This is a genomic window from Burkholderia sp. BC1, from assembly GCF_052683555.1.
Window position 1 is genome coordinate 38,865 of sequence record NZ_JBQYLP010000025.1, and the last position, 22,350, is coordinate 61,214.

At 68.7% G+C, this 22,350-nt stretch carries 19 protein-coding genes, 1 tRNA gene and 1 riboswitch; of the genes, 13 read left to right on the forward strand and 7 right to left on the reverse strand.

The features are described from left to right. Positions 1-3: 3 nt before the first annotated feature. Positions 4-1,653 (reverse strand): FAD-dependent monooxygenase, encoded by a 1,650-nt coding sequence (locus ACSHSS_RS14510; RefSeq protein ID WP_105757333.1) that lies wholly within the window; start codon positions 1,651-1,653, stop codon positions 4-6. A gap of 130 nt (positions 1,654-1,783) precedes the next feature. On the opposite strand from ACSHSS_RS14510, the gene ACSHSS_RS14515 reads away from it, so the two are divergent. Next, entirely contained in the window at positions 1,784-3,631 is a 1,848-nt protein-coding gene (locus tag ACSHSS_RS14515) for a tetratricopeptide repeat protein (protein ID WP_369715272.1), read from the forward strand. Positions 3,632-3,691: 60 nt separating this feature from the next. On the opposite strand, the gene ACSHSS_RS14520 is transcribed toward ACSHSS_RS14515, so the two are convergent. Both ACSHSS_RS14520 and ACSHSS_RS14525 read right to left on the reverse strand, forming a co-directional pair. Next, positions 3,692-4,987: an MFS transporter gene (locus ACSHSS_RS14520; protein ID WP_006410412.1), complete on the reverse strand. Its 1,296-nt coding sequence runs from the start codon at positions 4,985-4,987 to the stop codon at positions 3,692-3,694. A 431-nt stretch (positions 4,988-5,418) separates the two neighbouring features. After that, complete coding sequence (locus tag ACSHSS_RS14525) at positions 5,419-6,642, reverse strand: gamma-glutamyl-gamma-aminobutyrate hydrolase family protein (protein ID WP_105841421.1); 1,224 nt, start codon at positions 6,640-6,642, stop codon at positions 5,419-5,421. Positions 6,643-6,899: 257 nt separating this feature from the next. On the opposite strand from ACSHSS_RS14525, the gene ACSHSS_RS14530 reads away from it, so the two are divergent. From ACSHSS_RS14530 to ACSHSS_RS14560, 7 genes are all read left to right on the forward strand, one after another. Further along, on the forward strand, positions 6,900-7,580 hold the full coding sequence (locus ACSHSS_RS14530) for a GntR family transcriptional regulator (protein ID WP_176158264.1): 681 nt from the start codon (positions 6,900-6,902) through the stop codon (positions 7,578-7,580). 7 nt (positions 7,581-7,587) lie between these two features. Further along, on the forward strand, positions 7,588-8,964 hold the full coding sequence (locus ACSHSS_RS14535) for an amidase (RefSeq protein WP_035949680.1): 1,377 nt from the start codon (positions 7,588-7,590) through the stop codon (positions 8,962-8,964). 118 nt (positions 8,965-9,082) lie between these two features. After that, entirely contained in the window at positions 9,083-9,595 is a 513-nt protein-coding gene (locus tag ACSHSS_RS14540) for a disulfide bond formation protein B (RefSeq protein ID WP_006400754.1), read from the forward strand. Positions 9,596-10,145: 550 nt separating this feature from the next. Further along, positions 10,146-11,156 carry a xanthine dehydrogenase accessory protein XdhC gene (gene xdhC / locus ACSHSS_RS14545; protein WP_445545158.1) on the forward strand — a complete coding sequence of 337 codons (1,011 nt, stop codon included), beginning with the start codon at positions 10,146-10,148 and terminating at the stop codon, positions 11,154-11,156. Positions 11,157-11,173: 17 nt separating this feature from the next. Continuing rightward, complete coding sequence (locus ACSHSS_RS14550) at positions 11,174-12,199, forward strand: adenosine deaminase (protein WP_445545159.1); 1,026 nt, start codon at positions 11,174-11,176, stop codon at positions 12,197-12,199. A gap of 312 nt (positions 12,200-12,511) precedes the next feature. Further along, positions 12,512-13,831 carry a guanine deaminase gene (gene guaD, locus ACSHSS_RS14555; protein WP_006415402.1) on the forward strand — a complete coding sequence of 440 codons (1,320 nt, stop codon included), beginning with the start codon at positions 12,512-12,514 and terminating at the stop codon, positions 13,829-13,831. A 94-nt stretch (positions 13,832-13,925) separates the two neighbouring features. Further along, positions 13,926-14,107: riboswitch (yybP-ykoY riboswitch) on the forward strand. Between the two features lie 39 nt (positions 14,108-14,146). Continuing rightward, positions 14,147-14,719, forward strand: coding sequence for a TMEM165/GDT1 family protein (locus ACSHSS_RS14560; protein WP_105801071.1), 573 nt, complete (start codon positions 14,147-14,149; stop codon positions 14,717-14,719). A gap of 64 nt (positions 14,720-14,783) precedes the next feature. Here ACSHSS_RS14560 and ACSHSS_RS14565 read toward each other — a convergent pair whose 3' ends face one another. Then, entirely contained in the window at positions 14,784-15,482 is a 699-nt protein-coding gene (locus tag ACSHSS_RS14565) for a DUF4136 domain-containing protein (RefSeq protein WP_105757326.1), read from the reverse strand. Positions 15,483-15,667: 185 nt separating this feature from the next. Here ACSHSS_RS14565 and pepN point away from each other — a divergent pair, with 185 nt between their 5' ends. From pepN to ACSHSS_RS14580, 3 genes are all read left to right on the forward strand, one after another. Beyond that, a complete protein-coding gene (gene pepN / locus ACSHSS_RS14570; protein WP_039225157.1) occupies positions 15,668-18,361 on the forward strand; it encodes an aminopeptidase N in 2,694 nt (897 codons plus the stop codon). A gap of 266 nt (positions 18,362-18,627) precedes the next feature. Next, complete coding sequence (locus ACSHSS_RS14575) at positions 18,628-19,641, forward strand: class 1 fructose-bisphosphatase (RefSeq protein ID WP_006400763.1); 1,014 nt, start codon at positions 18,628-18,630, stop codon at positions 19,639-19,641. 207 nt (positions 19,642-19,848) lie between these two features. Next, positions 19,849-19,924, forward strand: a tRNA-Thr gene (locus ACSHSS_RS14580). Between the two features lie 74 nt (positions 19,925-19,998). Here ACSHSS_RS14580 and ACSHSS_RS14585 read toward each other — a convergent pair. Together ACSHSS_RS14585 and ACSHSS_RS14590 are read right to left on the reverse strand one after the other, a co-directional pair. After that, positions 19,999-20,241 carry a hypothetical protein gene (locus tag ACSHSS_RS14585; RefSeq protein ID WP_006400764.1) on the reverse strand — a complete coding sequence of 81 codons (243 nt, stop codon included), beginning with the start codon at positions 20,239-20,241 and terminating at the stop codon, positions 19,999-20,001. Between the two features lie 39 nt (positions 20,242-20,280). After that, a complete protein-coding gene (locus tag ACSHSS_RS14590; RefSeq protein ID WP_060144169.1) occupies positions 20,281-20,544 on the reverse strand; it encodes a hypothetical protein in 264 nt (87 codons plus the stop codon). A gap of 39 nt (positions 20,545-20,583) precedes the next feature. Between ACSHSS_RS14590 and ACSHSS_RS14595 the strand changes: the two genes are divergently transcribed. Further along, complete coding sequence (locus ACSHSS_RS14595) at positions 20,584-20,883, forward strand: hypothetical protein (protein ID WP_181147308.1); 300 nt, start codon at positions 20,584-20,586, stop codon at positions 20,881-20,883. Positions 20,884-21,032: 149 nt separating this feature from the next. Here the strand turns inward: ACSHSS_RS14595 and ACSHSS_RS14600 are convergent, their stop codons facing one another. Beyond that, complete coding sequence (locus tag ACSHSS_RS14600) at positions 21,033-21,527, reverse strand: Hsp20/alpha crystallin family protein (RefSeq protein WP_012213913.1); 495 nt, start codon at positions 21,525-21,527, stop codon at positions 21,033-21,035. 538 nt (positions 21,528-22,065) lie between these two features. Here ACSHSS_RS14600 and ACSHSS_RS14605 point away from each other — a divergent pair. Beyond that, positions 22,066-22,317 (forward strand): GlsB/YeaQ/YmgE family stress response membrane protein, encoded by a 252-nt coding sequence (locus ACSHSS_RS14605; RefSeq protein ID WP_006400770.1) that lies wholly within the window; start codon positions 22,066-22,068, stop codon positions 22,315-22,317. Positions 22,318-22,350 lie beyond the last annotated feature (33 nt).

A 22,350-nucleotide genomic window follows, 5' to 3' on the forward strand; every position in this document is an offset into this window, starting at 1 on the left:
GCGCTAGGCAGACGGCGAAGGAACGCCCGCGAACCAGGTTTCGCAATGTCGCAGCAGCGCGTTCGCGTCGCTCGATGCGCGGCCGCGTGCGGCGATGTAGCCGTCGGGCCGCAAGAGGTAGAACGCCGGACGCGAGCGGCCGTAGGCCTGGACCAGCGTGTCCGCACCGTCGCCTTCGACATCGGTCACGCGCCAGGCACGCACCGCGCCCGGCATGATCCGTTCGAGGCGCTGGATCAGCGCTTGCGCGTCGGCCGCCAGCGGCGGCACGTCGTCGAGGCCGGTGCTCGGCGGCGCCTCGAGCAGCAGCAGCGTGAAGCTCGCCGGGTCGTGCACGTCGTATAGCCGCGCGGTGCCCGGCGCCTGACCGAGCGGCCCGTCGATCACGTGCAGCAACGCATCGGGCGCGCGTTCGCCCGCGCGCGGGCCGCCATCGAGCACGCGTTCGAGCGTGAGCGGACTCTTCCGGTACTGGACGCCGAGTTCGCTGACACTGCGCCGCACCGCGTCGCGCAGCGGCCCGAGCGACACCAGCAGCGGCATCAGGTGATCGCGCAGCAGCTTCATCGCGCCATGATCGGCTTCGACGATCTGCGTGACCAGACTCGTCTGCCGCAGCACGTCGCGCTCGATCGGATGACGCTCCGTGTGATAGGTGTCGAGCAGCCGGTCGGGCGCCCCACCCGCGAGTACGCGCGCAAGCTTCCAGCCGAGGTTGAACGCCTCCTGCACGCCCGTGTTCATTCCCTGCGCGCCGGCCGGGCTGTGAATGTGTGCAGCGTCGCCCGCAAAGAACACGCGGCCGTGCCGCAGCCGCTCGACCATGCGGCTGTGCAGCCGAAAATACGACGACCACGCGAGATCGCTCGGTGCGATCGACGCGCCGATGCGGGCCCGCACGACCGCTTCGCAGTCGGCCAGCGACGGCGGCGGCGAGTCGGGCGACACGTCGCCGACGGGCGGACGGTCGGCGACGAGCCGATAGCGCCCGCTGCCGAGCGGAAACAGCCCGGCGATGCCGTCGGGCGTCGTGAACAGATGGATCTCGTCTTCCGGCCAGTCGGGAATTGCCGCGAAATCGGCCAGCAGAAACGTCTGTTCGAACGCGCGGCCCGCGAAGCCGATGCCGAGCAGATGCCGCACCGTGCTGTGCGCGCCGTCGGCCGCGATCAGATACGACGGCGAGAACCGCTCGTCGCGGCCGCCGGCATCGCGCAGCGTCACGTCGAGCGACGCGCCGCCCGTATCGCATTCGACGAGCGTCACGCCGCGCTCGATCGTCACGCCGAGCTCGGCGAGATGCTCGGCCAGCAGCCGCTCGGTGACGCTCTGGTCGAGCAGCAGCAGATAGGGATAGCGCGTTTGCAATGGATCGAAATCGAGCCGCGCGATCACGCGGCCGTCGGCATGCAGCGCCGCCGCGTGCGCGCGATGCCCGAGCGCGAGAAACGGTTCGACGGCGCGGTGCTGCTCCAGCAGTTCGAGCGTGCGCGCCTGGATGCCGATGGCGCGCGAATACGGCGCCGGCGCCGCGAGCTTGTCGATCACGCGCACCGGGACGCGGGCACGCGCGAGGCTCATCGCGGCAGCCAGGCCCGTAGGCCCGGCGCCGACGATCAGCACTGGCGGGATGTCGAGCAGGGTGTCAGCCATGAGTTCCTCGATCGGACACGACGCTGCCAGTCTACGCCGCTCCGCGTGACGGGGCCATATGCCGAACGGCCGAGCGGCGGCGTGCCTGCGCGCTGTGGGAAAATACGCGCTTTCCGCCAGTTTTCGCGTCATGGATTCCGCATTCGACCGAGCGTACGCCGCGCATCGCGCGGGCCGCCTCGCCGAGGCCGAGCACGGCTACCGCACCGCCCTCGCCGACAATCCCGCCGACGCCGACGCACTCCACCTGTTCGGCGTGCTGCGGCATCAGCAGGGGCAGCATGCCGAAGCGGCCGATCTCGTCGGCCGCGCGGTCGCGCTGCGCCCGGGCGATGCCGCGCTGCAGCTGAATCTCGGCAACGCGCTGAAGGCGCTCGGCCGGCTCGACGAAGCGATCGAGCGGTTCCGCAACGCGCTCACGCTCGCGCCCGAATTTCCGCTCGCGCATTACAACCTCGGCAACGCCTATGCGGCGCTGCAGCGCCACGAAGACGCCGTCGACGCGTTTCGCCGCGCGCTGCGGCTCACGCCGGACGACGCGTCGATCCACAACAACCTCGGCAACGCGCTCAATGCGCTCGGCCGTCACGACGATGCGCTTGCCGCGTTCCGCCGCGCGCTCGAGCTGCGTCCGGGCCACGCGGGCGCGCACAACAATCTCGCGATGGCGCTGAACGCGATGGGTCGCGCGGACGAGGCGATCGCGCATTTCCAGGCCGCGATCGCCGCGCAGCCGCGCTTCGTCGCCGCGCACTTCAATCTCGGCAACACGCTCGATGCGGTCGGCCGCCATGCGGAAGCCGCGGCCGCGTTCGAGGCGGCGCTCGCGCTGCATCCGCCGTTTCCGCTCGCGCTGTTCGGTCTCGCGAACGCGCTCAGCGCGCAGTCGCGTCACCGCGACGCGCTGCCGTATTACGAGCGCGCGGTCGGCCTCGACCCGTCGTTCGCGCTCGCCTGGCTCAATCTCGGCAATGCGCATCACGCGCTCGGTGCGCACGAGCGCGCGCTGCGCGCGTTCGATCAGGCGCTGCGCGTCGCGCCCGACCTCACGCTCGCGCAGCTGCACCGCGCCGTCACGCTGCTGACGCTCGGCGACTTCACGCGCGGGCTGCCCGCCTACGAAGCGCGTCACGACACGCCGGGCGCGACGCCGCTCGGCGGGCTGCCGCGCTGGCAAGGCGAGCCGATCGCGTCGCGCACGCTGCTGATTCGCGCGGAACAGGGGTTCGGCGATACGCTGCAGTTCGTCCGCTTCGTGCCGCTCGCGCGCGCGCGTTGCGCGCGTGTCGTGCTCGAAGTGCAGCCGGCGCTCGTCACGCTGCTCGCGCCGGCCGCGGCGCAGTGGCGCGTGACGCTCGTCGCACAAGGCGCGCCGAAGCTGCCGGCCGCCGATGTCGCCTGCACGCTGATGAGCCTGCCGTTCGCGCTCGGGCTGCAACCGGCCGACATCGCGTCCGGCACGCGCTATCTCGACGCGCCCGACATCGCGCGACGGCGCTTTCGCGGTTCGCTCGGCGGCCAGGCCAAGCGCAAGTTCGGGCTCGCATGGTCGGGGCGCCGTCAGGCGCAGGACAATCGGTCGATGCCGTTCGACGCGCTCGCGCCGCTGCTCGCGCTGCCCGACATCGACTGGATCGTGCTGCAGCCGTCGCTCGACGACGACGAGCGCGCGCGCGTCGACGCGCATCCGCGCGTGTATCGTCTCGACGGCCGGCTGAACGACTTCGCGGATACGGCCGCGCTGATCGAACGGCTCGACGGCGTCGTGACCGTCGACACGGCCGTCGCGCACCTCGCGGGCGCGCTCGGCAAGCCGCTGTGGGTCATGCTGCCGTTCGCGGCCGACTGGCGCTGGTTCACCGGTGACGAATGCCCGTGGTATCCGCGTGCGCGGCTCGTGCGTCAGCCCTCGCCCGGCGCCTGGGACGACGTCGTCGCCGCCGTCGCGCAGGCGCTCGCCTCGCCCGGGCGCGGATGAAAAAACGGAGCGCCGTGCGCTCCGTCCTTCGTTACCGCCAGGCCGCGCCGCCGCGCCGCGTCAGACGGCCTTGTACTGATTACGCGACTCCGGCGTCCGGTACAGCACGAGCGTCGCGATCAGCCCGCACAACGCGGCGACGCTGAGCCACAGCCCGGGCGCGGCCTTGTTCGCGGTTTCGTGGATCAGCAGCGTCGAGATCGCCGGCGTGAAGCCGCCGATCGTCGTCGCGAGGCTGTACGCGAGCGAGAAGCCGGCCGTGCGCACGTCGGCCGGCATCACTTCGGTCAGCGCGACGACCATCGCGCCGTTGTACGACCCGTAAAGGAACGACAGCCACAGCTCGACGGCGAGCAAGCGCAGGAACGACGGCTCGGCGACGAGCCACGACACCGTCGGGTACGCGGTGAGCAGCGTGAGCACGGTGAACGCGATCAGCACGGGGCGGCGGCCGATGCGGTCCGACAGGGCACCGGACAGCGGCAGCCAGACGAGGTTCGACACGCCGATGCAGACCGTCACGACGAGCGCGTCGAGCGACGACAGGTGCAGCACTTCCTTGCCGAACGTCGGCGTGTAGGCGGTGATCATGTAGAACGACACCGTCGTCATGATCACCATGCCCATGCCCGCGATCACGATGCCCCAGTTGTCGAGCATCGAGCGCATGATCTCGCCCATCGACGGACGATGGCGCTTCGCGAGGAACTCGTCCGTCTCCTTCAGCGAGCGGCGAATCAGGAACAGGAACGGCACGATCAGGCAGCCGATCAGGAACGGAATGCGCCAGCCCCATGCCGTCATTTCTTCGGCCGGCAGCGTGCGGTTCAGCAGCACGCCGACGAACGCCGCGAACACGACCGCGACCTGCTGGCTGCCCGACTGCCACGACGTGTAGAAGCCCTTGTGCCCCTTGGTCGCGATCTCGGACAGATACACCGACACGCCGCCCAGTTCGACCCCGGCCGAAAAGCCCTGCAGCAGCCGCCCGAGCAGCACGAGCACCGGTGCGAGCACACCGATCGTCGCATAGCCGGGCACCGCGGCGACGGTCAGCGTGCCGAGCGCCATCAGCGTGAGCGTCAGGATCAGCCCCTTGCGGCGTCCGTGATGGTCGATGTACGCGCCGAGCACGATCGCGCCGACCGGGCGCATCAGGAAGCCCGCGCCGAACACCGACAGCGACAGCATCAATGACGCGAACGCGTTGCCGCTCGGGAAATAGGTCTTCGCGATCGCCGACGCGTAATAGCCGTAGACCATGAAGTCGTACATTTCGAGGAAGTTGCCGCTGACGACGCGAAACACGGTGCGGACTTTCGATTCCTGCGTGATGGCTTGCGATGCTGTGGACATGTCCTTGTCTCGATCTCGAAGGGCGCGCGACCGTCGGCGCGCATGAACGGACGCGGCGTGCGCCGTGCCGATCCCGACACCTGCACGCTCGCGCCGTGCCGGCCGCTGCGCACGATGAACGCGGCGGCGGCCGGCATGATCGGCCCATGATGCCACGCGAACCCGACATTTGCCTTTTGGTGGCCGTCCACGGCCGCGATCGCGCGCGGGTCGTGCCGCTGCGGGAAAGCATGCGCCCGCGCAAAAAATCGGATCGACGCGATGATCACGGCAGCACGGCGCGCCGTTGCCCGTGCCAGCTAACGAGAACGTGGGAAGGCCGGCGCCGGCGTACGAACCGAAACGCGTACCGATCGATGCACACGCCTCGATCGTCTCGCGAACCGCCGCGACGCGCCCGCGCCGCCTTCCGCGGGCGCTGCCGAAGCCGCTTATAGACGCGTTTCGCGTGCCGAGCGCAGGAACGCGTCGAGCAGTGGCGTGCAGTCGAGCAGCTCGGAGCCGCCCGCGCGATGGAACTCCGGGTGCCACTGCACGCCGACGACGAACGGCGCGCGCCGATAGCGGATCGCCTCGATGATCCCGTCGCCGGACGAGACGGCCTCGATGTTCAGATCGCGGCCGAGATCGCGAATCGCCTGATGGTGGATCGAATTGACGATCGCCTCGCTGCGGCCGGGGAACATGCTCGCGAGCGTCGACGAATCGGGAAAGCGGATCGCATGACGGTGCTGGTCGTAATGCTCGCTCACGTGCGCATTGGCGGTCGGCACGTCGGTCGCGATGTCCTGGTACAGCGACCCGCCGAATGCGACGTTGATCAGCTGACAGCCGCGGCACACGCCGAGCACCGGCTTGCCGGACTCGACGAACTCGTGCAGCAGCTCGAGCTCGTACATGTCGCGCACGCGGTCGCCGGGCCATTCGGGGCGCGCGTCGGACGCCGCGTAGGTCTGCGGCGACACGTCGGCGCCGCCCTGCAGCAGCAGGCCGTCGAGATGCTTCGCGTAATCGCGCAGTCGGATGTTGCTCGGATGCAGCATTCCCTGGTGGCCGACGGTCGGAATCATGAACACGAGCACGTCGCGCGACATCACCCAGTGCGCGATCGATTCCTCGAGATACTGCAGCGTCTTGCCGCGTAACCCTTTCGCGCCCGGCTCCGGATGGAAGATCCGTGCCGACACGCCGATGCGCAGCGTGCGCTGCGTGATGCGCTGGCCGGCGCGGTCGAACAGCCGGCGTGCGCGCGCGGCGATAATGCGGCCGAACACCGACCACGGCGTGTCGCTCTGCTTCAGATACGCGGGCGGCGCATTCTGCGCGCTCGCGGGCGGCGGGCGCGGCGTGTCGAAATCGGGCGGCGCGCCGAATCCGGGCGGCGGCGATCCGGGTTTCGACGCGGCAGCGGCGGCGGCCGCTGCCGTCGCGGCCGCGGGCTCGGCAGCGGTGTCAGACGAGCCGGGCGCGCCCGGCTCGGTTGCCGTCGTGACGGGCGACGCGCCGTCGTCGGCGACATCCTGCGCGGCAGCGGCCGCCTGCGCCGCCGACGTGTCCGACATGTCGGTGGCTTTGGCCGGGGTGGAACGGGGAGAATCGGAAGAAGCGGACGAGGTGCCGGGCAGACCGGCCGGGGAAGGCGTGTTTTCGCTCATGACGATGGTCTGGTGCGTCGCTCACGCGGGTAGATAGACGAGGATTCATTATGCTTCAGTGCACGATCGTCCGGTAAACCTGCAACATCCTGTCGAGATTGTTGCAAGTCCATCGCAAGCGCGTCGCCGTACGTCCGACATCCGGTTCGCAGCCGGCTGGACACGTGTGATATATCACAATAATATCGACGCTTCGCCACGTTTCCGGGATCCCGCGCCATGATCGCGCCTCGTCCGGCCGCCGCGCCGCCGTCCGCATGAATGCCCCGACCGACCGTCCGCGCGACCGTATCGATGCGACCGCCACGAGCCTGGCCGAGCGCGCGTACGCGCTGATCCGGCGCGACATCGTCACGATGCGGCTGAAGCCCGGCGCCGCGCTGAACGAGGCGGACCTCGTTGCGCGCACCGGCATCGGCCGCACGCCCGTCCATCAGGCCGTGCATCGGCTCGTGCTCGAAGGGCTGCTGTCCGTGATTCCGCGCAAGGGCTTGATGGTGCAGCCGCTGTCGCTCGACGAGATCGTCGCCGTGATCGACGTGCGCCGCATCAACGAAGCGCATTGCGCGGAACTCGCCGCGCGCCATGCGACGCCCGACGATCTCGCAGCGCTCGCCGCGCTGCTCGACGCAGGCCAGGCGTGCGCCGAGCAGCACGACGTCGAAGGGATGATGGAGCTCGATCGCGCGTTCCATCAGACGATCGCGGCGGCCGCGCGCAACGCGGTGCTCGCCGACATCCTGCGCGGGCTGCACGATCGCTCGCTGCGCTTCTGGTTCGTCACGCTGTCCGAGCCGCACCATCTGGCCGACGTCCAGCGCGAGCACCGCGCGCTGTTCGAGCGGCTGTCCGCGCGCGACGCCGCCGGTGCGCGCGCGGCCGTCGAACGTCATATCGATTCGTTCCGCTCCACGCTTGTCCAACATCTTCGCCCCTGAGCCGCTCATGACCACTTTCACGCCCTTCCCCCCGCTCGCCCAGCTCGCCGCCGATCTCGCCGCCGGCACGACCACGAGCCGCGCGCTCGTCGACGCCGCGCTCGAACGGATCGCCGATCCGTCCGGCCAGGGCGCCGTCGTCTTCACCGAAGTCGATGCGGACAACGCGCGCGCGGCCGCCGACGCACACGACCGGCTGCGGGCCGCGGGCACCGTGCTGTCGCCGCTCGCGGGCATCCCGGTGTCGATCAAGGATCTGTTCGACGTCGCCGGGCAAGTCACGCGCGCCGGCTCGCGCGTGCTCGACGACGCGCCGCCCGCGCGCGCCGATGCGGTCGCGGTCGCGCGGCTGCGCCGTGCGGGCGCGGTGCTGGTCGGCCGCACCAACATGAGCGAGTTCGCGTTCTCGGGGCTCGGGCTCAATCCGCACTTCGGCACGCCCGCGTCGCCGTATCGGCGCGACGTGCCGGGCGATGCACGCATCGCGGGCGGGTCGTCGTCGGGCGCGGCCGCGTCGGTCGCCGACGGGATGGCGGCCGTCGCGCTCGGCACCGACACCGGCGGCTCGATCCGCATTCCGGCCGCGCTGTGCGGGCTGACCGGCTTCAAGCCGACCGCGAGCCGCGTGCCGACGCAAGGCGGCGTCCCGCTGTCGACGACGCTCGACTCGTTCGGGCCGATCGGCGTGACCGTCGCATGCTGCGCGCTCGTCGACCGCATGCTCGCCGGCCTCGAGCCGAGCGTGCCGGCCGCGCGGCCGCTCGAAGGCGTGCGGCTCGGCGTGCTGACGAACTACGTGACCGACGGCGTCGACGCCGACGTCGCGGCCGCGCTCGATACCGCACTCAAGCACCTGGAAGCGGCCGGCGCGATCGTCACCGAAGTGCGGTTCTCCGCGCTCGACCGGCTGCCGGAGATCAACCGCTTTGGCTTCTCGCCGATCGAGGCGTACGCGTGGCACCGTCCGCTGCTCGCCGAGCAGCGCGACCGCTACGACCCGCGCGTGCTGACGCGCATCCTGAAGGGCGAGCCGGCCACCGCGGCCGACTATCTCGATCTGCTCGCGGCGCGCCGCGCGATGCTCGACGAAGCCGCGCACACGGTGTGGGCGCGCTTCGATGCGCTGGTCGCGCCGACGGTGCCGATCGTGCCGCCGCGCATCGCGGAGCTCGAAGCCGACGACGCCGCGTTCACGCGCACCAATGCGCTGATCCTGCGCAATCCGAGCGCGTTCAACTTCCTCGATGCCTGCGCACTGTCGCTGCCCTGCCATCCGCGCGACGGCGCGCCGGTCGGCCTGATGCTCGCGGCCGCGCCGCACCGCGACGATGCGCTGCTCGCGATCGGCCAGTCGGTCGAGGCCGTGCTGAACACGATCCGCTGAACGCGGCGCGCGGGGATGCGGCGGGGTGCCGCAGGCGCGGCGGCCGGTGGGGGCCGGACCGTTCGCGCTAAAATCGCGCGATCGTTTTCCGTACCGACCGACGAGGACCCCTGCCGACATGAAAGAAGCCACGCTTGCGCTGCGCCGCCAACGCCATCTGCTGATGCTGCTCGGATGGGTCTGCATTGCCCTGCTCGCCGGTGCGCTGTACCTGCAGTACGTGAAGAACGAAGATCCGTGCCCGCTGTGCATCATCCAGCGCTACTTCTTCGCGGCGATCGGCATTTTCGCGTTCCTCGCCGCCGGGATGCGCAACTGGCGCGCGATCTGGGTGCTCGAGTTGCTGATCGCGATCGCGGCGGCCGCCGGCGTCGGCACGGCCGCGCGACACCTCTCGATCCAGATGAATCCGGGCTTCAGCTGCGGCTTCGACACGCTGCAGCCGATCGTCGACAGCCTGCCGCCGGCGCACTGGTTCCCCGGCATGTTCAAGGTCGCCGGGCTGTGCGAAACCGTCTATCCGCCGATCCTCGGGATCCTGCTGCCCGGCTGGGCGCTGATCGCGTTCGCCGTGATCCTCGTCGCGGTCGCCGCGAACCTCTGGCGGCATCGCCGCAAGCTCGCAGGCTGAGGCCTGCACACCGCGCGGGCGGCGGCCGCGCGCCGCGGCCCCGCTCGCACGTGGCGCGGCCCTGCCGGCCGCTGCGCGTAAACACCTAGCCGTTTCGTCCCCGTCGCGCGACGCCCGCGCGCCTCGCGCCCCTGCCGTGCATACGGCCCGCCGCGCGGGCTTTCGGCGCCGATGCGCACGCATCGCTCCCCGCCATCGCGCGGTCGGCCTATGATCGACATGATCGCCGTCTGATAGCCCGCATCACCGTCCGGCCATGTTCGCGCGGCCGCGCGATGCTATCTTCGCGGCTGGATGGCGATCTACGTGCGCGAGACCGGGCGGTCTCACCCTGCGTAACGCGCGCCTGATCCGCAATGTCGACTGGATTCATCATGACAACGCAAACCATCCGCATCCGTCACCCTCATGGCGTCCGCACGTCCGGCCGCCCCGCTTGCACGCGGCCCGCGCCTGCGGGGCGCGCACCGCTCCCGACCGTTCCCGTTGCCGCCGCGCCCGCCAGCCCGCGCCGCGCGTCGTGCAGCGTCGTCCCGATCGGAGCGCGCTGATGGAAGCGTGGCTCGGCGATCTGCAGCAACTGCTCGCGCACGGCGAATCGGCCGTGCTCGTGACGGTCGCACACACCGACGGCTCCGCGCCGCGCGAGGCCGGCACGAAGATGCTCGTCACGCGCGATACGGCGCGTCATACGATCGGTGGCGGTCATCTGGAATGGAAGGCGATCGAAATCGCGAGGCATCTGCTGAAGGACGGCGCGCACGTGCCGAACGCGCGCCGGCTCGAACGGCTCGCGCTCGGCCCGAGCCTCGGCCAGTGCTGTGGCGGCGCCGTCGTGCTCGCGTTCGAGCGGCTCGACGTCGGCGATCTCGGCTGGATCACGTCGCTCGCGAAACGCGTCGCGGCCGGCGCGGCGACCGTGCGTAGCGTATCATTCGGCCCCTCGCCCGGTGCGCCGCTGCTCAGCGAGCCGGAACCGGCCGCCGCACGCGCCGACTGCCTGTTGTGGGAAACCGGCGGCGTGTCGCTGATGACCGAAACGATCGCGCCGTATGCGTTCCCGGTCGCGCTGTTCGGCGCCGGCCACGTCGGCGCCGCGCTCGTGAAGGTGCTCGCGACGCTGCCGTGCCACGTGCGCTGGATCGACCGGCGCGACGCGGCGTTCCCGGTGGCCGACGCGCTCGCCGGCATCGGCAATCTGGCGATCGATGCGCTCGACGATCCGGCAACGGCCGTCGACGCCGCGCCTCCGCACACGTACTTCGTCGTGATGACGCACGACCACGCGCTCGACTTCGCGCTGGCCGAGCGCATCCTGCGGCGCGGCGACTACGCGTACTTCGGCATGATGGGCTCGCACGCGAAACGCGTGCAGTTCGATCATCGCCTCGCGGCGATCGGCATCGATCCCGTTCAGGTCGCGCGGATGCGCTGCCCGATCGGCGTCGAAGGCATCGTCGACAAGGCGCCCGAAGTGATCGCGATCTCGGTGGCCGCGCAGCTGCTGCAGGCCGTCGAGGCGAACGCGCAGGTGCCGGCGCACGCTTCCCCTACTCTCTGACCGACCATCACGACGCCATGACTCCGACATTCAAGAACAAGATCGCTCGCGCGCCGAAGGCCGAGCTGCATATCCATATCGAAGGTTCGCTCGAGCCCGAGCTGATCTTCGCGCTCGCGCAGCGCAACGGCGTGAGGCTTCCCTACGATTCGATCGATGCGCTGCGCGCCGCGTACGCGTTCACCGATCTGCAGTCGTTCCTCGACATCTACTACGCGGGCGCGAGCGTGCTGCTGACCGAGCAGGACTTCTACGACATGACCGCCGCGTACTGCGAACGCGCGCTCACGGACAACGTCGTCCATACCGAGCTGTTCTTCGATCCGCAGACGCATACCGCGCGCGGCGTGCCGATCGAGACGGTGGTCGCCGGCATCGAGCGCGCGCTCGCCGATGCGGAAAAGCGCGGGCTGTCGAGCAAGCTGATCCTGTGCTTCCTGCGCCATCTACCGGAAGAAGATGCGCTCGCAACGTTCGAATCGGCGCTGCCGCTGTTCGAGCGCTATCGTCACCGGCTGATCGGCGTCGGCCTCGACTCGTCCGAGCTCGGCCATCCGCCGACGAAGTTCGCGCGCGTATTCGACAAGGCACGGGCGCTCGGGCTGAAGCTCGTCGCGCATGCGGGAGAGGAAGGTCCGCCCGCGTACATCTACGAAGCGCTCGACGTGCTGAAGGTCGACCGGATCGACCACGGCGTGCGCGCGATCGAGGACGGCGCGCTCGTCGAACGGCTCGCGCGCACGCGCACGGCGCTGACCGTGTGCCCGCTGTCGAACCTGAAGCTCTGCGTGTTCGACGACATGTCGAAGCACACGCTGAAGGCGCTGCTCGACCGCGGTGTCGCCGTGACGATCAATTCCGACGATCCCGCCTATTTCGGCGGCTACGTCAACGACAACTATTTCGCGACGGTCGAGGCGCTGCAGCTCGGCGACGCCGACGTGCATGCGGTGCTCCGCAACGGCTTCGAGGCGTCGTTCGTCGACGCCGCGCGGCGCGACGCGCTGATCGCGCGGCTCGACGCGTACTGGCGCGCCGCGTGACGGCTGCAATCGAGGCGACGGACAGATGATCACGCATCGCACCGGCCTGCATGTCGCGACGACGGGACGCGCGCCGCACCGCACGCCGATGCGGTGCGACGTGGCGCGCTCGCCGCGCACGGCATCGGCAACGCGCGACGCGGTGCGCGCTGCACGCGGCGCAATCGCGAATGACCGCCATGCACGCGCGTGCGCATCGCATCGCGCGAACCGCCGCTGCGCCGATACGCGCACGGCTTCGTCGACGCCTTCGCCGCTGCGGCGCCGGCCGTTTTCTTCTGTCTGTCTTACCTTGATGCAGGACCCTTCGTCATGACGCAAACCGCTTTTCGCTCCCAGTTGCTGACCTTCAACGGCGACCCCGCACAATCGAGCCAGGCCGCGATTCACGAGACCGACGGTCTGCTGATCGTCGACGACGGCAAGGTCGTCGCGGCGGGCCCCTATGCGCGCATCGCGCCGATGCTCGCGCGCGACGCAGTCGTGCACGACCTGCGCGGCAAGCTGATCGTGCCGGGCTTCATCGACACGCACATCCACTACCCGCAGACGGACATGATCGCGTCGCCGGCGCCCGGCCTGCTGCCCTGGCTCGACACGTACACGTTCCCGACCGAGCGGCGGTTCGGCGACCCGGAGCATGCGCGCGAGGTCGCGGACTTCTTCGTCGACGAACTGCTCGCCTGCGGCACGACGAGCGCGCTCGTCTACTGCACGGTGCACAAGCAGTCGGCCGACGCGCTGTTCGCGGCGAGCGAAGCGCGCGACCTACGGATGATCGCGGGCAAGGTGATGATGGATCGCAACTGCCCCGAGTTCCTGCGCGACACCGCCCAGTCCGGCTACGACGACACGGCCGAGCTGATCGCGCGCTGGCACGGCCGCGGCCGGCAGATGTACGTGATCACGCCGCGCTTTGCGCCGACCTCGACCGAAGCGCAACTCGAAGCCTGCGGCGAGCTCGCGCGCCGCCATCCGGACGTGTTCGTGCAGAGCCACGTCGCCGAAAACGTCGACGAGGTGAAATGGGCGGCCGAGCTGTTCCCCGGCCATCGCAGCTATCTCGACATCTACGATCGCTACGGCCTGCTGCGGCCGCGCGCCGTGTACGGCCACTGCATCCATCTCGACGACGAGGACCGCCGCCGCATGGCCGAGACGCGCACGGTCGTCGCGCACTGCCCGACGTCGAACTTCTTCCTCGGCAGCGGCTTGTTCGATTTCGACAAGGCCGGCGAATACGGCGTGCCGGTCACGCTCGCGACCGACGTCGGCGGCGGCACGTCGTTCTCGATGCTGCAGACGATGAACGAGGCGCACAAGGTCGCGCGGTTGTCGGGCCATCATCTGAGCGCGACGCGGATGTTCTGGCTCGCGACGGCGGGCGCCGCACAGGCGCTCGATCTCGCCGATACGATCGGCACGCTCGCGCCGCGCACCGAGGCCGACTTCGTCGTGCTCGATCCGCAGGCCACGCCGCTGCTCGCGCGGCGCACGCAGCGCGCGGAATCGCTCGAGGAACTGCTGTTCGCGTTCGCGCTGCTCGGCGACGACCGCGCGGTCTATCGCACCTATGCGGCCGGCCGCCTCGTGCACGAGCGCGGCGCCGCACGCCGCGTCGCGGCGAACTGACGACGCCCCGCGCCGGCACGTAGCACGCGCGGGCCGGCAGCCGAGCGCCATTCGATGCGCGCGCAACGCACATTTGCACGTTGCGCGCGCCATGCTAGAATGCGCCGCTCATTGGGGAGTAGCCGCTCCGCTCGATCCGTCGCACCGCTGCGTCGATCGTGACGGAGGCGTCCGTCAACAGACTTGGCCGTTCGGCCATGGCGGACGCAGCCACCGAGGCCTGGCGAGACCGATGGTTCATCGCGCGCCGCATCAGGGCCCGGCGCGCGGTGGATCGTCGCTCGCACGCATAACAAGGCCCGTGGAACCCCGTACGTGACTCAAGCCTTCCTGATCTCCACCGGCGCCGTCGCTCTCGCTGAAATCGGCGACAAGACCCAACTGCTCTCGCTCGTCCTCGCTGCGCGCTATCGCAAGCCGCTGCCGATCATTCTCGGCGTGCTCATCGCGACGCTCGTCAACCACGGTTGCGCGGGTGCGCTCGGCGAATGGCTCGGCGCGCTCGTCACGCCGTCGATCATGCGGTGGGCGCTCGCGGTGTCGTTCGTCGGGATGGGATTGTGGATTCTCGTGCCGGACAAGCTCGACGCGGACGAAGCGAACGCGAACCGCTCGAGGCTCGGCGTGTTCGGCGCGACGTTCGTCGCGTTCTTCCTCGCGGAGATGGGCGACAAGACGCAGCTCGCGACCGTCGCACTCGCCGCACGCTTCCAGGACTACATCGGGGTCGTCGCCGGTACGACGTTCGGCATGATGCTCGCGAACGTGCCGGCGATCCTGCTCGGCGACCGCTTTGCGCACCGCCTGCCGACCAAGCTCGTGCACGGCATCGCGGCCGTGCTGTTCGTCGTGCTCGGCGTGCTGGCGCTGTTGGGCGTGGGCCTCTGATCGCACGCGCGGACGTCGCGGCGGACCGGCCGCGGCGGTCCGCCCGCGCGCCGGATTCCGCCGATTATTTCGGCGCGGCCGCGCTGCCCGACGCCGGTGCCACGGGACGCTCGTTGGACGCCGGCATCGCGGGCCCGCCGCGCTTGTCGACCGGCAAGCGGACCGTGCGCACCGCGCCGTTCGCAAGCGGGAAATCGGCGAGCGCGCTGCGCGCGAGGAACGGCATCGCATTGAGCATCGCGCCGTTGTCGCCGGTCGTGCGCGCGGTCACGTTGTAGACCTCCTTGCCGGTCGCGCGCTCGGTGATGCGGATGCCGAGCGTGTAGTCGAACACGCGATACGTCTGCGCGACGTAGCCGGCCGGCATCGGCCCCCACGGCCCCCAGGGGCCCCACGGGCCGCCGCGCCAGTACGGCCCCGGCCCGATGAACCACGGATCGTAATAGACCGGCTGCGGCACCGTCACGAGATCGCTGCCGACGTTGTACGACAGGCCGACGAGATAGCGCGCCTGCGCAAGCGGCACCTGCCGGAACGCATACGCGGACAGCTCGTTCGCGACGATCGGCTCGTACGTCGACTGCTCGATGCTGTTCTTCTGCGCATCGGTGCGCGTGAACGCATAGGTGCGCGTCGCGTCGCTGCCGCTCCAGTCGGAAAAGGCCGTGACCTGCGTCGTCACATAGCTAGTGCAGCCCGTCAGCAGCGCCGCGCCGAATGCCGCGATGCAGCCGGCGGCACGATGAATCCATTCGCGTTTCATGTTCGTCCTCGTCGATCCGTTTCCCGTTCGTCGCACCGCGCGAACCGGACGGGATGTCGATAATACGCGGACCGTCCGAACCGGTAAAAAGTTCGCGCGGCGCGCAGCCGCAAGCCTTTGTACAATGAGCCGGTTCGCCAGGTCCGCGCCGCGGGCCCGATCCCCTTTCCACGACCTCGACGACCATGTCCGACAACGCCTCTTCCACCGTGATTCGCCGCGCCGACTACACGCCGCCGGCCTTCCTCATCGATTCCGTCGCGCTCGAATTCGATCTCGAGCCGGCCCGTACGATCGTCAGGAATACGATGCGCGTGCGTCGCAATCCCGATGCCGCGCCCGCACCGCATCTGGAGCTGATGGGCGAGGCGCTCGAATTCCTCGGCGCCCAGCTGAACGGCGCACCGCACGGCGCCGTGCGCGCGCACGAGCACGGGTTGACCGTCGAGAACGTGCCCGACACGTTCGACCTGACGCTCGAAAGCGCGTGCGCGCCCGACCAGAACACGACGCTGTCGGGCCTGTACGTATCGAGCGGCAACTTCTTCACGCAATGCGAGGCCGAAGGCTTCCGCCGCATCACGTACTTCCTCGATCGTCCCGACGTGATGGCGTCGTATACGGTCGTGCTGCGCGCCGACAAGGCCGCGTATCCGGTGCTGCTGTCGAACGGCAACCTCGTCGATTCGGGCGACCTGCCCGACGGCCGCCACTTCGCGAAATGGGAAGACCCGTTCCGCAAGCCGAGCTATCTGTTCGCGCTGGTCGCGGGCAAGCTCGTCGCGATCGAGGAGCGGATCACGACCGGCTCCGGCAAGGAAAAGCTGCTGCAGGTGTGGGTCGAGCCGGCCGATCTCGACAAGACGCGTCACGCGATGGATTCGCTGATCCATTCGATCCGCTGGGACGAACGGCGCTTCGGCCTCGAGCTCGATCTCGACCGCTTCATGATCGTCGCGGTCGGCGACTTCAACATGGGCGCGATGGAGAACAAGGGGCTCAACATCTTCAACACGAAGTACGTGCTCGCGAACCCCGAGACGGCGACCGACGTCGATTTCGCGAACATCGAATCGGTGGTCGGCCACGAGTATTTCCACAACTGGACCGGCAACCGCGTGACGTGCCGCGACTGGTTCCAGCTGAGCCTGAAGGAAGGCCTGACGGTGTTCCGCGACCAGGAGTTCTCGGCCGACATGGCCGCCGGCGACGATCTCGAATCGGCCGCGCGCGCGGTCAAGCGCATCGAGGACGTGCGCGTGCTGCGCCAGCTGCAGTTCGCCGAGGACGCCGGCCCGATGGCGCACCCGGTGCGCCCGGAAAGCTACGTCGAGATCAACAACTTCTACACGATGACCGTCTACGAGAAAGGCGCGGAAGTCGTGCGGATGTATCAGACGCTGTTCGGTCGCGACGGCTTCCGCAAGGGGATGGACCTCTACTTCAAGCGCCACGACGGCCAGGCCGTCACCTGCGACGATTTCCGTCACGCGATGGCCGATGCGAACGGGCGCGATCTCGCGCAGTTCGAGCGCTGGTACAGCCAGGCCGGCACGCCGCGCGTGAGCGTGCGCACCGCGTATGACGCCGCCGCGCGCCGCTACACCGTCACGCTCGCGCAGGGCTACGGCGATGCGTCGCCGGCCGCGCGCGACACACAGCAGGGTCCGCTGCTGATTCCGTTCGCGATCGGGCTGATCGGCCGCGACGGCCGCGACCTGCCGCTGCGTCTCGACGGCGAGGCCGCTGCGGCGGGCACGACGCGCGTGCTCGAGTTCACCGAGACCGAACAGACGTTCACGTTCGTCGACGTGCCGGAAGCGCCGCTGCCGTCGCTGCTGCGCAATTTCTCGGCGCCGGTGATCGTCGAATACGACTACAGCGACGACGATCTCGCGTTCCTGCTCGCGCACGACAGCGACGCGTTCAATCGCTGGGAAGCCGGCCAGCGGCTCGCGACGCGCGCGCTGCTGACGCTCGCTGCGCGCGCGGCCGCGAACGAGCCGCTGACGCTCGGCGAGAACTTCGTCGCCGCGTTCCGCCGCGTGCTGACCGACGCGAACCTGTCGCCGGCGTTCCGCGAACTCGCGCTGACGCTGCCGTCGGAAACCTACCTCGCCGACCAGATGGCCGAAGCCGACCCGGCCGCCGTGCATCGCGCGCGCCAGTTCGTGCGTCGCCAGCTCGCGACCGCGCTGCGCGCCGAATGGCTCACCGCGTACGACCAGCACCAGACGCCCGGCACGTACGAGCCGACGCCCGAAGCGTCGGGCCGCCGCGCGCTGAAGAACCTCGCGCTCGCGTATCTCGCGGAACTCGAGGATCCGGCCGACGCGGTACGGCTCGCGACTGCGCAATACGACGCGGCGAACAACATGACCGATCGCGCGGCCGCGCTTGGCGCCCTGCTGTCCGCGGCGGCGGCAGGCGCGAACGAGCCGGCCGAGCGCGCGCTCGACGACTTCTATCGCCGCTTCGAGAAGGAAGCGCTCGTGATCGACAAGTGGTTCGCGATGCAGGCCGCGCAACGCGGCACGCCCGCGCAGCCGACGCTCGCGAAGGTCCGCAAGCTGATGGCGCATCCGGCGTTCAATCTGAAGAATCCGAACCGCGCGCGCTCGCTGATCTTCAGCTTCTGTGCGGCCAACCCCGCGCAGTTCCACGCGGCGGACGGCTCGGGCTACGCGTTCTGGGCCGAGCAGGTGCTTGCGCTCGACGCGATCAATCCGCAGGTCGCCGCGCGGCTCGCGCGTTCGCTCGAGCTGTGGCGCCGCTACACGCCCGCGCTGCGCGACAAGATGCGCGAGGCGCTCGAAAAGGTCGCCGCGGGCGCGAAATCGCGCGACGTGCGCGAGATCGTCGAGAAGGCGCTCGCCTGACGCGCCACGCATCGCGGCAGGCGCGCTCGCGCATCGAGGCCGGTACTGCGCCCCGCAGTGCCGGCCTTTTTTCATGAGGCGCGGCGCGTGCCCGCCGCGCGCGTTTGCTTCGCGGCAACGCGCGTGCGCTACCGCACCATAGCGACGCGAACCGGGCCGATTCGCGCGCCGCGCGTTGTAACGGGACGAAAAAACCCGTCGGCCGCCGAGGCCCGGCAGGTAAAATTGCGGCAACTCAAGGATTCTTTGGCCTTTCGGAGTCTGTCATGTCCATTGCCCGCCGCACCACGCTGTCCAAGTTCCTGATCGAACAGCAGCGCGAGACCAATAACCTCCCCGCCGACCTGCGCCTGCTGATCGAAGTCGTCGCCCGCGCGTGCAAGGCGATCAGCTACAACGTGTCGAAGGGCGCGCTCGGCGATGCGCTCGGCACCGCCGGCAGCGAAAACGTCCAGGGCGAAGTGCAGAAGAAGCTCGACATCCTGTCGAACGAGATCCTGCTCGACGCGAACGAATGGGGCGGCAACCTCGCCGCGATGGCCTCGGAGGAAATGGAAACGTTCTTCCCGATCCCGGCGAACTATCCGCGCGGCGAATACCTGCTCGTGTTCGATCCGCTCGACGGCTCGTCGAACATCGACGTGAACGTGTCGATTGGCACGATCTTCTCGGTGCTGCGCTGCCCGGACGGCAAGCAGGCGACCGAAGAATCGTTCCTGCAGCCCGGCACGCAGCAGGTCGCGGCAGGCTATGCGGTATACGGCCCGCAGACGGTGTTCGTGCTGACCACCGGCAACGGCGTGAACTGCTTCACGCTCGACCGCGAAGTCGGCTCGTGGGTGCTCACGCAGAGCAACATGCAGATCCCGGCCGATACGCGCGAATACGCGATCAACGCCTCGAACGCGCGTCACTGGTACGACCCGGTCAAGCGCTACGTCGACGAACTGAACGCCGGCAAGGACGGCCCGCGCGGCGACAACTTCAACATGCGCTGGATCGCCTCGATGGTCGCCGACGTGCACCGGATCCTGAACCGCGGCGGGATCTTCATGTATCCGGCCGACAAGCGCACGCCGGACCGCCCGGGCAAGCTGCGCCTGATGTACGAGGCGAACCCGATGGCGTTCATCGTCGAGCAGGCAGGCGGCGCGGCCACCACCGGCACGCAGCGGATCATGGAAGTCCAGCCGACCGGCCTGCACCAGCGCGTGCCGGTGTTCCTCGGCTCGAAGAACGAAGTCGAACGCGTGACCGCCTATCACCACGAAAGCCAATAATTTGCACCGCAACACTGGACGGACGCGCGCGACGCAAGTAAAATCGCGCCTCGCGATGTGGCCCTGACAGGCCGCATCGCGGTGAAGTGAAAGCGGGCAGTCCGCCGGATCGAGGGTTTCGCGAAGCAGGCGCCCGGCGCTGAAAAAAATTTCGCAAAACCTATTGCCAAGGTCTCGGATTTCACCCTATAATTTCATTTCTCTGCTGCCGGTGTAGCTCAGTTGGTAGAGCAGCGCATTCGTAATGCGAAGGTCGTAGGTTCGACTCCTATCTCCGGCACCACTGATTCAGCCAAAAAGCCCAGTCCTCGCGACTGGGCTTTTTGCTTTCCGGGCCGCGATACGCGGCGCAACACGCTATGCGTGTCGCACGCAGCGCTCCGACACGATGCTGCGCTGCTGGATCCACGCGATCGCCAGTTCCATTGCGCGATCGCGCGCTTCGTCCGACTCCGCGAAGTTGCCTTCGACGCCGAGCGTGCGCGTCTCGCCGTCGCGGTCGGCGACGATCGCGGCCGCCGTGTAGCGGCCGTCCTCTTCCGTCGTGACGACGGTACGGATTGCGCAACTTCGGTATTCGCTGAACGTTTCCGTCTGCATATTGCCTCCGATGGTCGCGTGTGCGTCGGCGAGCAATCGTCAGGCCGCGGCGCCGACGCGTCCCGACGCGATCGCCTTGATCGCATATTCCACGGCTTCGCGGTGCGCCTCGTCGGCGCTCGCCCACTGCTGCGCATAGCGCGGCAGATGCCAGTCGGCCAGCACGGTCCCTGCACGCACGATGCGCACGAGCGCGACGTACGTATCGTGCGTCGCCGACGGCGTCGCGCAATGCCTGACCGGCATCTCGCGCGTGTCGATCTCGAAGCCCTTCCAGTGTTCGTGTCTGACGGGATCGATCATGGCTCGTTTCTCCGTGTACGGCGCATCCCGTTACGTGCGATGCACCGGATCGTCGCGCCGTTGCGGCGCGGTATCGTCAGAAGTTGCGGCCTGGCGCGCATCGAAGAAGCGGCCGATGCGCGTTGCGCGCAGCCGCGCGGGAAGACCCGCGAAGAAATGCGCGATCTGCCGTTGCAGGCGCCGCAGATCGCCACGCAGATTCACGTCGAAGAAAAAATCGCTCATCACTGGCTCCTGATTTCCGAGGGGCCTGCGCGCAAGCCGAACCGGACCACGCGCTCCAGTTCGTCTGTCGCGAGCATGGCCGCCGACACACAAATCGAAACACGCAGTGCGTGAACCGCAACTGCCGAGCGACACATAACATAGCGCACGCGACGAAAAATTCAAGCCGAGCGGCCGGTTCGCATTCGCGCGACGCGCGCCGCGTTTCGCGCACGACGGCAGCAGAAAAAACGGCCGGCATCGCTGCCGGCCGCTTGCACGAATTACCCGTTCACCGGGATGCGGCGCACGCGGCTCTGCGCGTCGGGCCGCTTCGCGATCGTCACGGTGAGCACGCCGTTGCGGAAGCTGGCCGTCACCTTCTCGGGGTCGGCGTCCGGGCTCAACTGCACCGAACGCTGGAACGCGCCTTGCCACCGCTCGCTGTAGACGGCGCCGGTCGAACCGCCCTTCTTCTCGCCGCGGATCGTCAGCACGTCGTGATCGAGCGACACGTCGATGTCCTTCTGTTCGAGGCCGGGCAGCTCCGCGACCACAGTGATCGCGTCGTCGCTCTCGTTGAGCTCGATGTTCGGCCAGCCGAACGACGACGCCAGCGACGAGCCGAAACGTGCGGGCATATCGAAGCTGCGGAAGAAGTCGTCGAAGAGCCGATTCATTTCGCGATGCAGCGCCAGCACCGGATGATCGTCCTCGCGCTGACGCACGGCCGGCACGTTGCGATCGCGGTTCCACGGAATCAGATTCCTGAAGTCCATTTTCCACCTCCTGTATTTCGGAAGGCAGGCGAACGATGCACGGGCGAGCGCGACACGCACTGCGTTCGTCCGCGCATGCTGCCTGCACACACGAAGCAGTCGACTACGGTCCGGCGCATTCGCGCCGAACCACCACGCCGTGAAGATAAGGGCAGCACGCACGGCTTCAAGAGTGCCGAGCGCTTGCAGATGCGGCAGAGCGACGCTCGCGCAAGCATTCGTCGGCACGGTCCGTATGCCGAGTGCGTTCGTCAGGAAACCGTAGCTTTCGTTCAGGCGGGACGCACGCGGATACGCAGTCGCCACGGTCATCATTACATTTTCATTACGGAGAACATGCTGCGCATTCGCGCCCGCTCATCAGACAAATCAACTGGAAAATCGCGTTAAGCATGCATAACATTACTTAACGATTCCGACCCGTCTATCGCGTTACATTGCGAAGGCGGCACGACGGATCGTCAGCCGCACTCGCCCAGCGCTTGCGGCACTCCGCCGATGTCCGGTCATTTCGACTCAACACAAGGAGAGGATCAATATGACTCATGGCTTGATTATGTGGCTCATCATCGGCGCCATCGCCGGCTGGCTCGCGGGCGTACTCGTCAAGGGCGGCGGCTTCGGGCTGATCGTCGACATCATCGTCGGGATCGTCGGCGCGGTGATCGGCGGCTGGCTGGCCGGTGTGCTCGGCATCAGCGTCGGCAGCGGCTTCATCGGCTCGGTGATCATTGCGGTAATCGGTGCGGTGATCCTGCTGTTCATCATCCGCCTGTTCCGACGAGCCTGACGATCGTCTCCGCGCGCCCGCGGGCGCGCTCCG

What these genes read in the sequence shown, in the direction of transcription:
- ACSHSS_RS14605 (WP_006400770.1), top strand. Translation starts at nt 22,066, where the DNA reads ATGACTCATGGCTTGATTATGTGGCTCATCATCGGCGCCATCGCCGGC.
- ACSHSS_RS14515 (WP_369715272.1), top strand. Translation starts at nt 1,784, where the DNA reads ATGGATTCCGCATTCGACCGAGCGTACGCCGCGCATCGCGCGGGCCGC.
- ACSHSS_RS14585 (WP_006400764.1), bottom strand. Translation starts at nt 20,241, where the DNA reads ATGCAGACGGAAACGTTCAGCGAATACCGAAGTTGCGCAATCCGTACC.
- ACSHSS_RS14535 (WP_035949680.1), top strand. Translation starts at nt 7,588, where the DNA reads ATGACCACTTTCACGCCCTTCCCCCCGCTCGCCCAGCTCGCCGCCGAT.
- ACSHSS_RS14540 (WP_006400754.1), top strand. Translation starts at nt 9,083, where the DNA reads ATGAAAGAAGCCACGCTTGCGCTGCGCCGCCAACGCCATCTGCTGATG.
- pepN (WP_039225157.1), top strand. Translation starts at nt 15,668, where the DNA reads ATGTCCGACAACGCCTCTTCCACCGTGATTCGCCGCGCCGACTACACG.
- ACSHSS_RS14550 (WP_445545159.1), top strand. Translation starts at nt 11,174, where the DNA reads ATGACTCCGACATTCAAGAACAAGATCGCTCGCGCGCCGAAGGCCGAG.
- ACSHSS_RS14575 (WP_006400763.1), top strand. Translation starts at nt 18,628, where the DNA reads ATGTCCATTGCCCGCCGCACCACGCTGTCCAAGTTCCTGATCGAACAG.
- ACSHSS_RS14525 (WP_105841421.1), bottom strand. Translation starts at nt 6,642, where the DNA reads ATGAGCGAAAACACGCCTTCCCCGGCCGGTCTGCCCGGCACCTCGTCC.
- ACSHSS_RS14595 (WP_181147308.1), top strand. Translation starts at nt 20,584, where the DNA reads ATGCACCGGATCGTCGCGCCGTTGCGGCGCGGTATCGTCAGAAGTTGC.
- ACSHSS_RS14520 (WP_006410412.1), bottom strand. Translation starts at nt 4,987, where the DNA reads ATGTCCACAGCATCGCAAGCCATCACGCAGGAATCGAAAGTCCGCACC.
- ACSHSS_RS14510 (WP_105757333.1), bottom strand. Translation starts at nt 1,653, where the DNA reads ATGGCTGACACCCTGCTCGACATCCCGCCAGTGCTGATCGTCGGCGCC.
- ACSHSS_RS14530 (WP_176158264.1), top strand. Translation starts at nt 6,900, where the DNA reads ATGAATGCCCCGACCGACCGTCCGCGCGACCGTATCGATGCGACCGCC.
- ACSHSS_RS14565 (WP_105757326.1), bottom strand. Translation starts at nt 15,482, where the DNA reads ATGAAACGCGAATGGATTCATCGTGCCGCCGGCTGCATCGCGGCATTC.
- guaD (WP_006415402.1), top strand. Translation starts at nt 12,512, where the DNA reads ATGACGCAAACCGCTTTTCGCTCCCAGTTGCTGACCTTCAACGGCGAC.
- xdhC (WP_445545158.1), top strand. Translation starts at nt 10,146, where the DNA reads ATGGAAGCGTGGCTCGGCGATCTGCAGCAACTGCTCGCGCACGGCGAA.
- ACSHSS_RS14590 (WP_060144169.1), bottom strand. Translation starts at nt 20,544, where the DNA reads ATGATCGATCCCGTCAGACACGAACACTGGAAGGGCTTCGAGATCGAC.
- ACSHSS_RS14600 (WP_012213913.1), bottom strand. Translation starts at nt 21,527, where the DNA reads ATGGACTTCAGGAATCTGATTCCGTGGAACCGCGATCGCAACGTGCCG.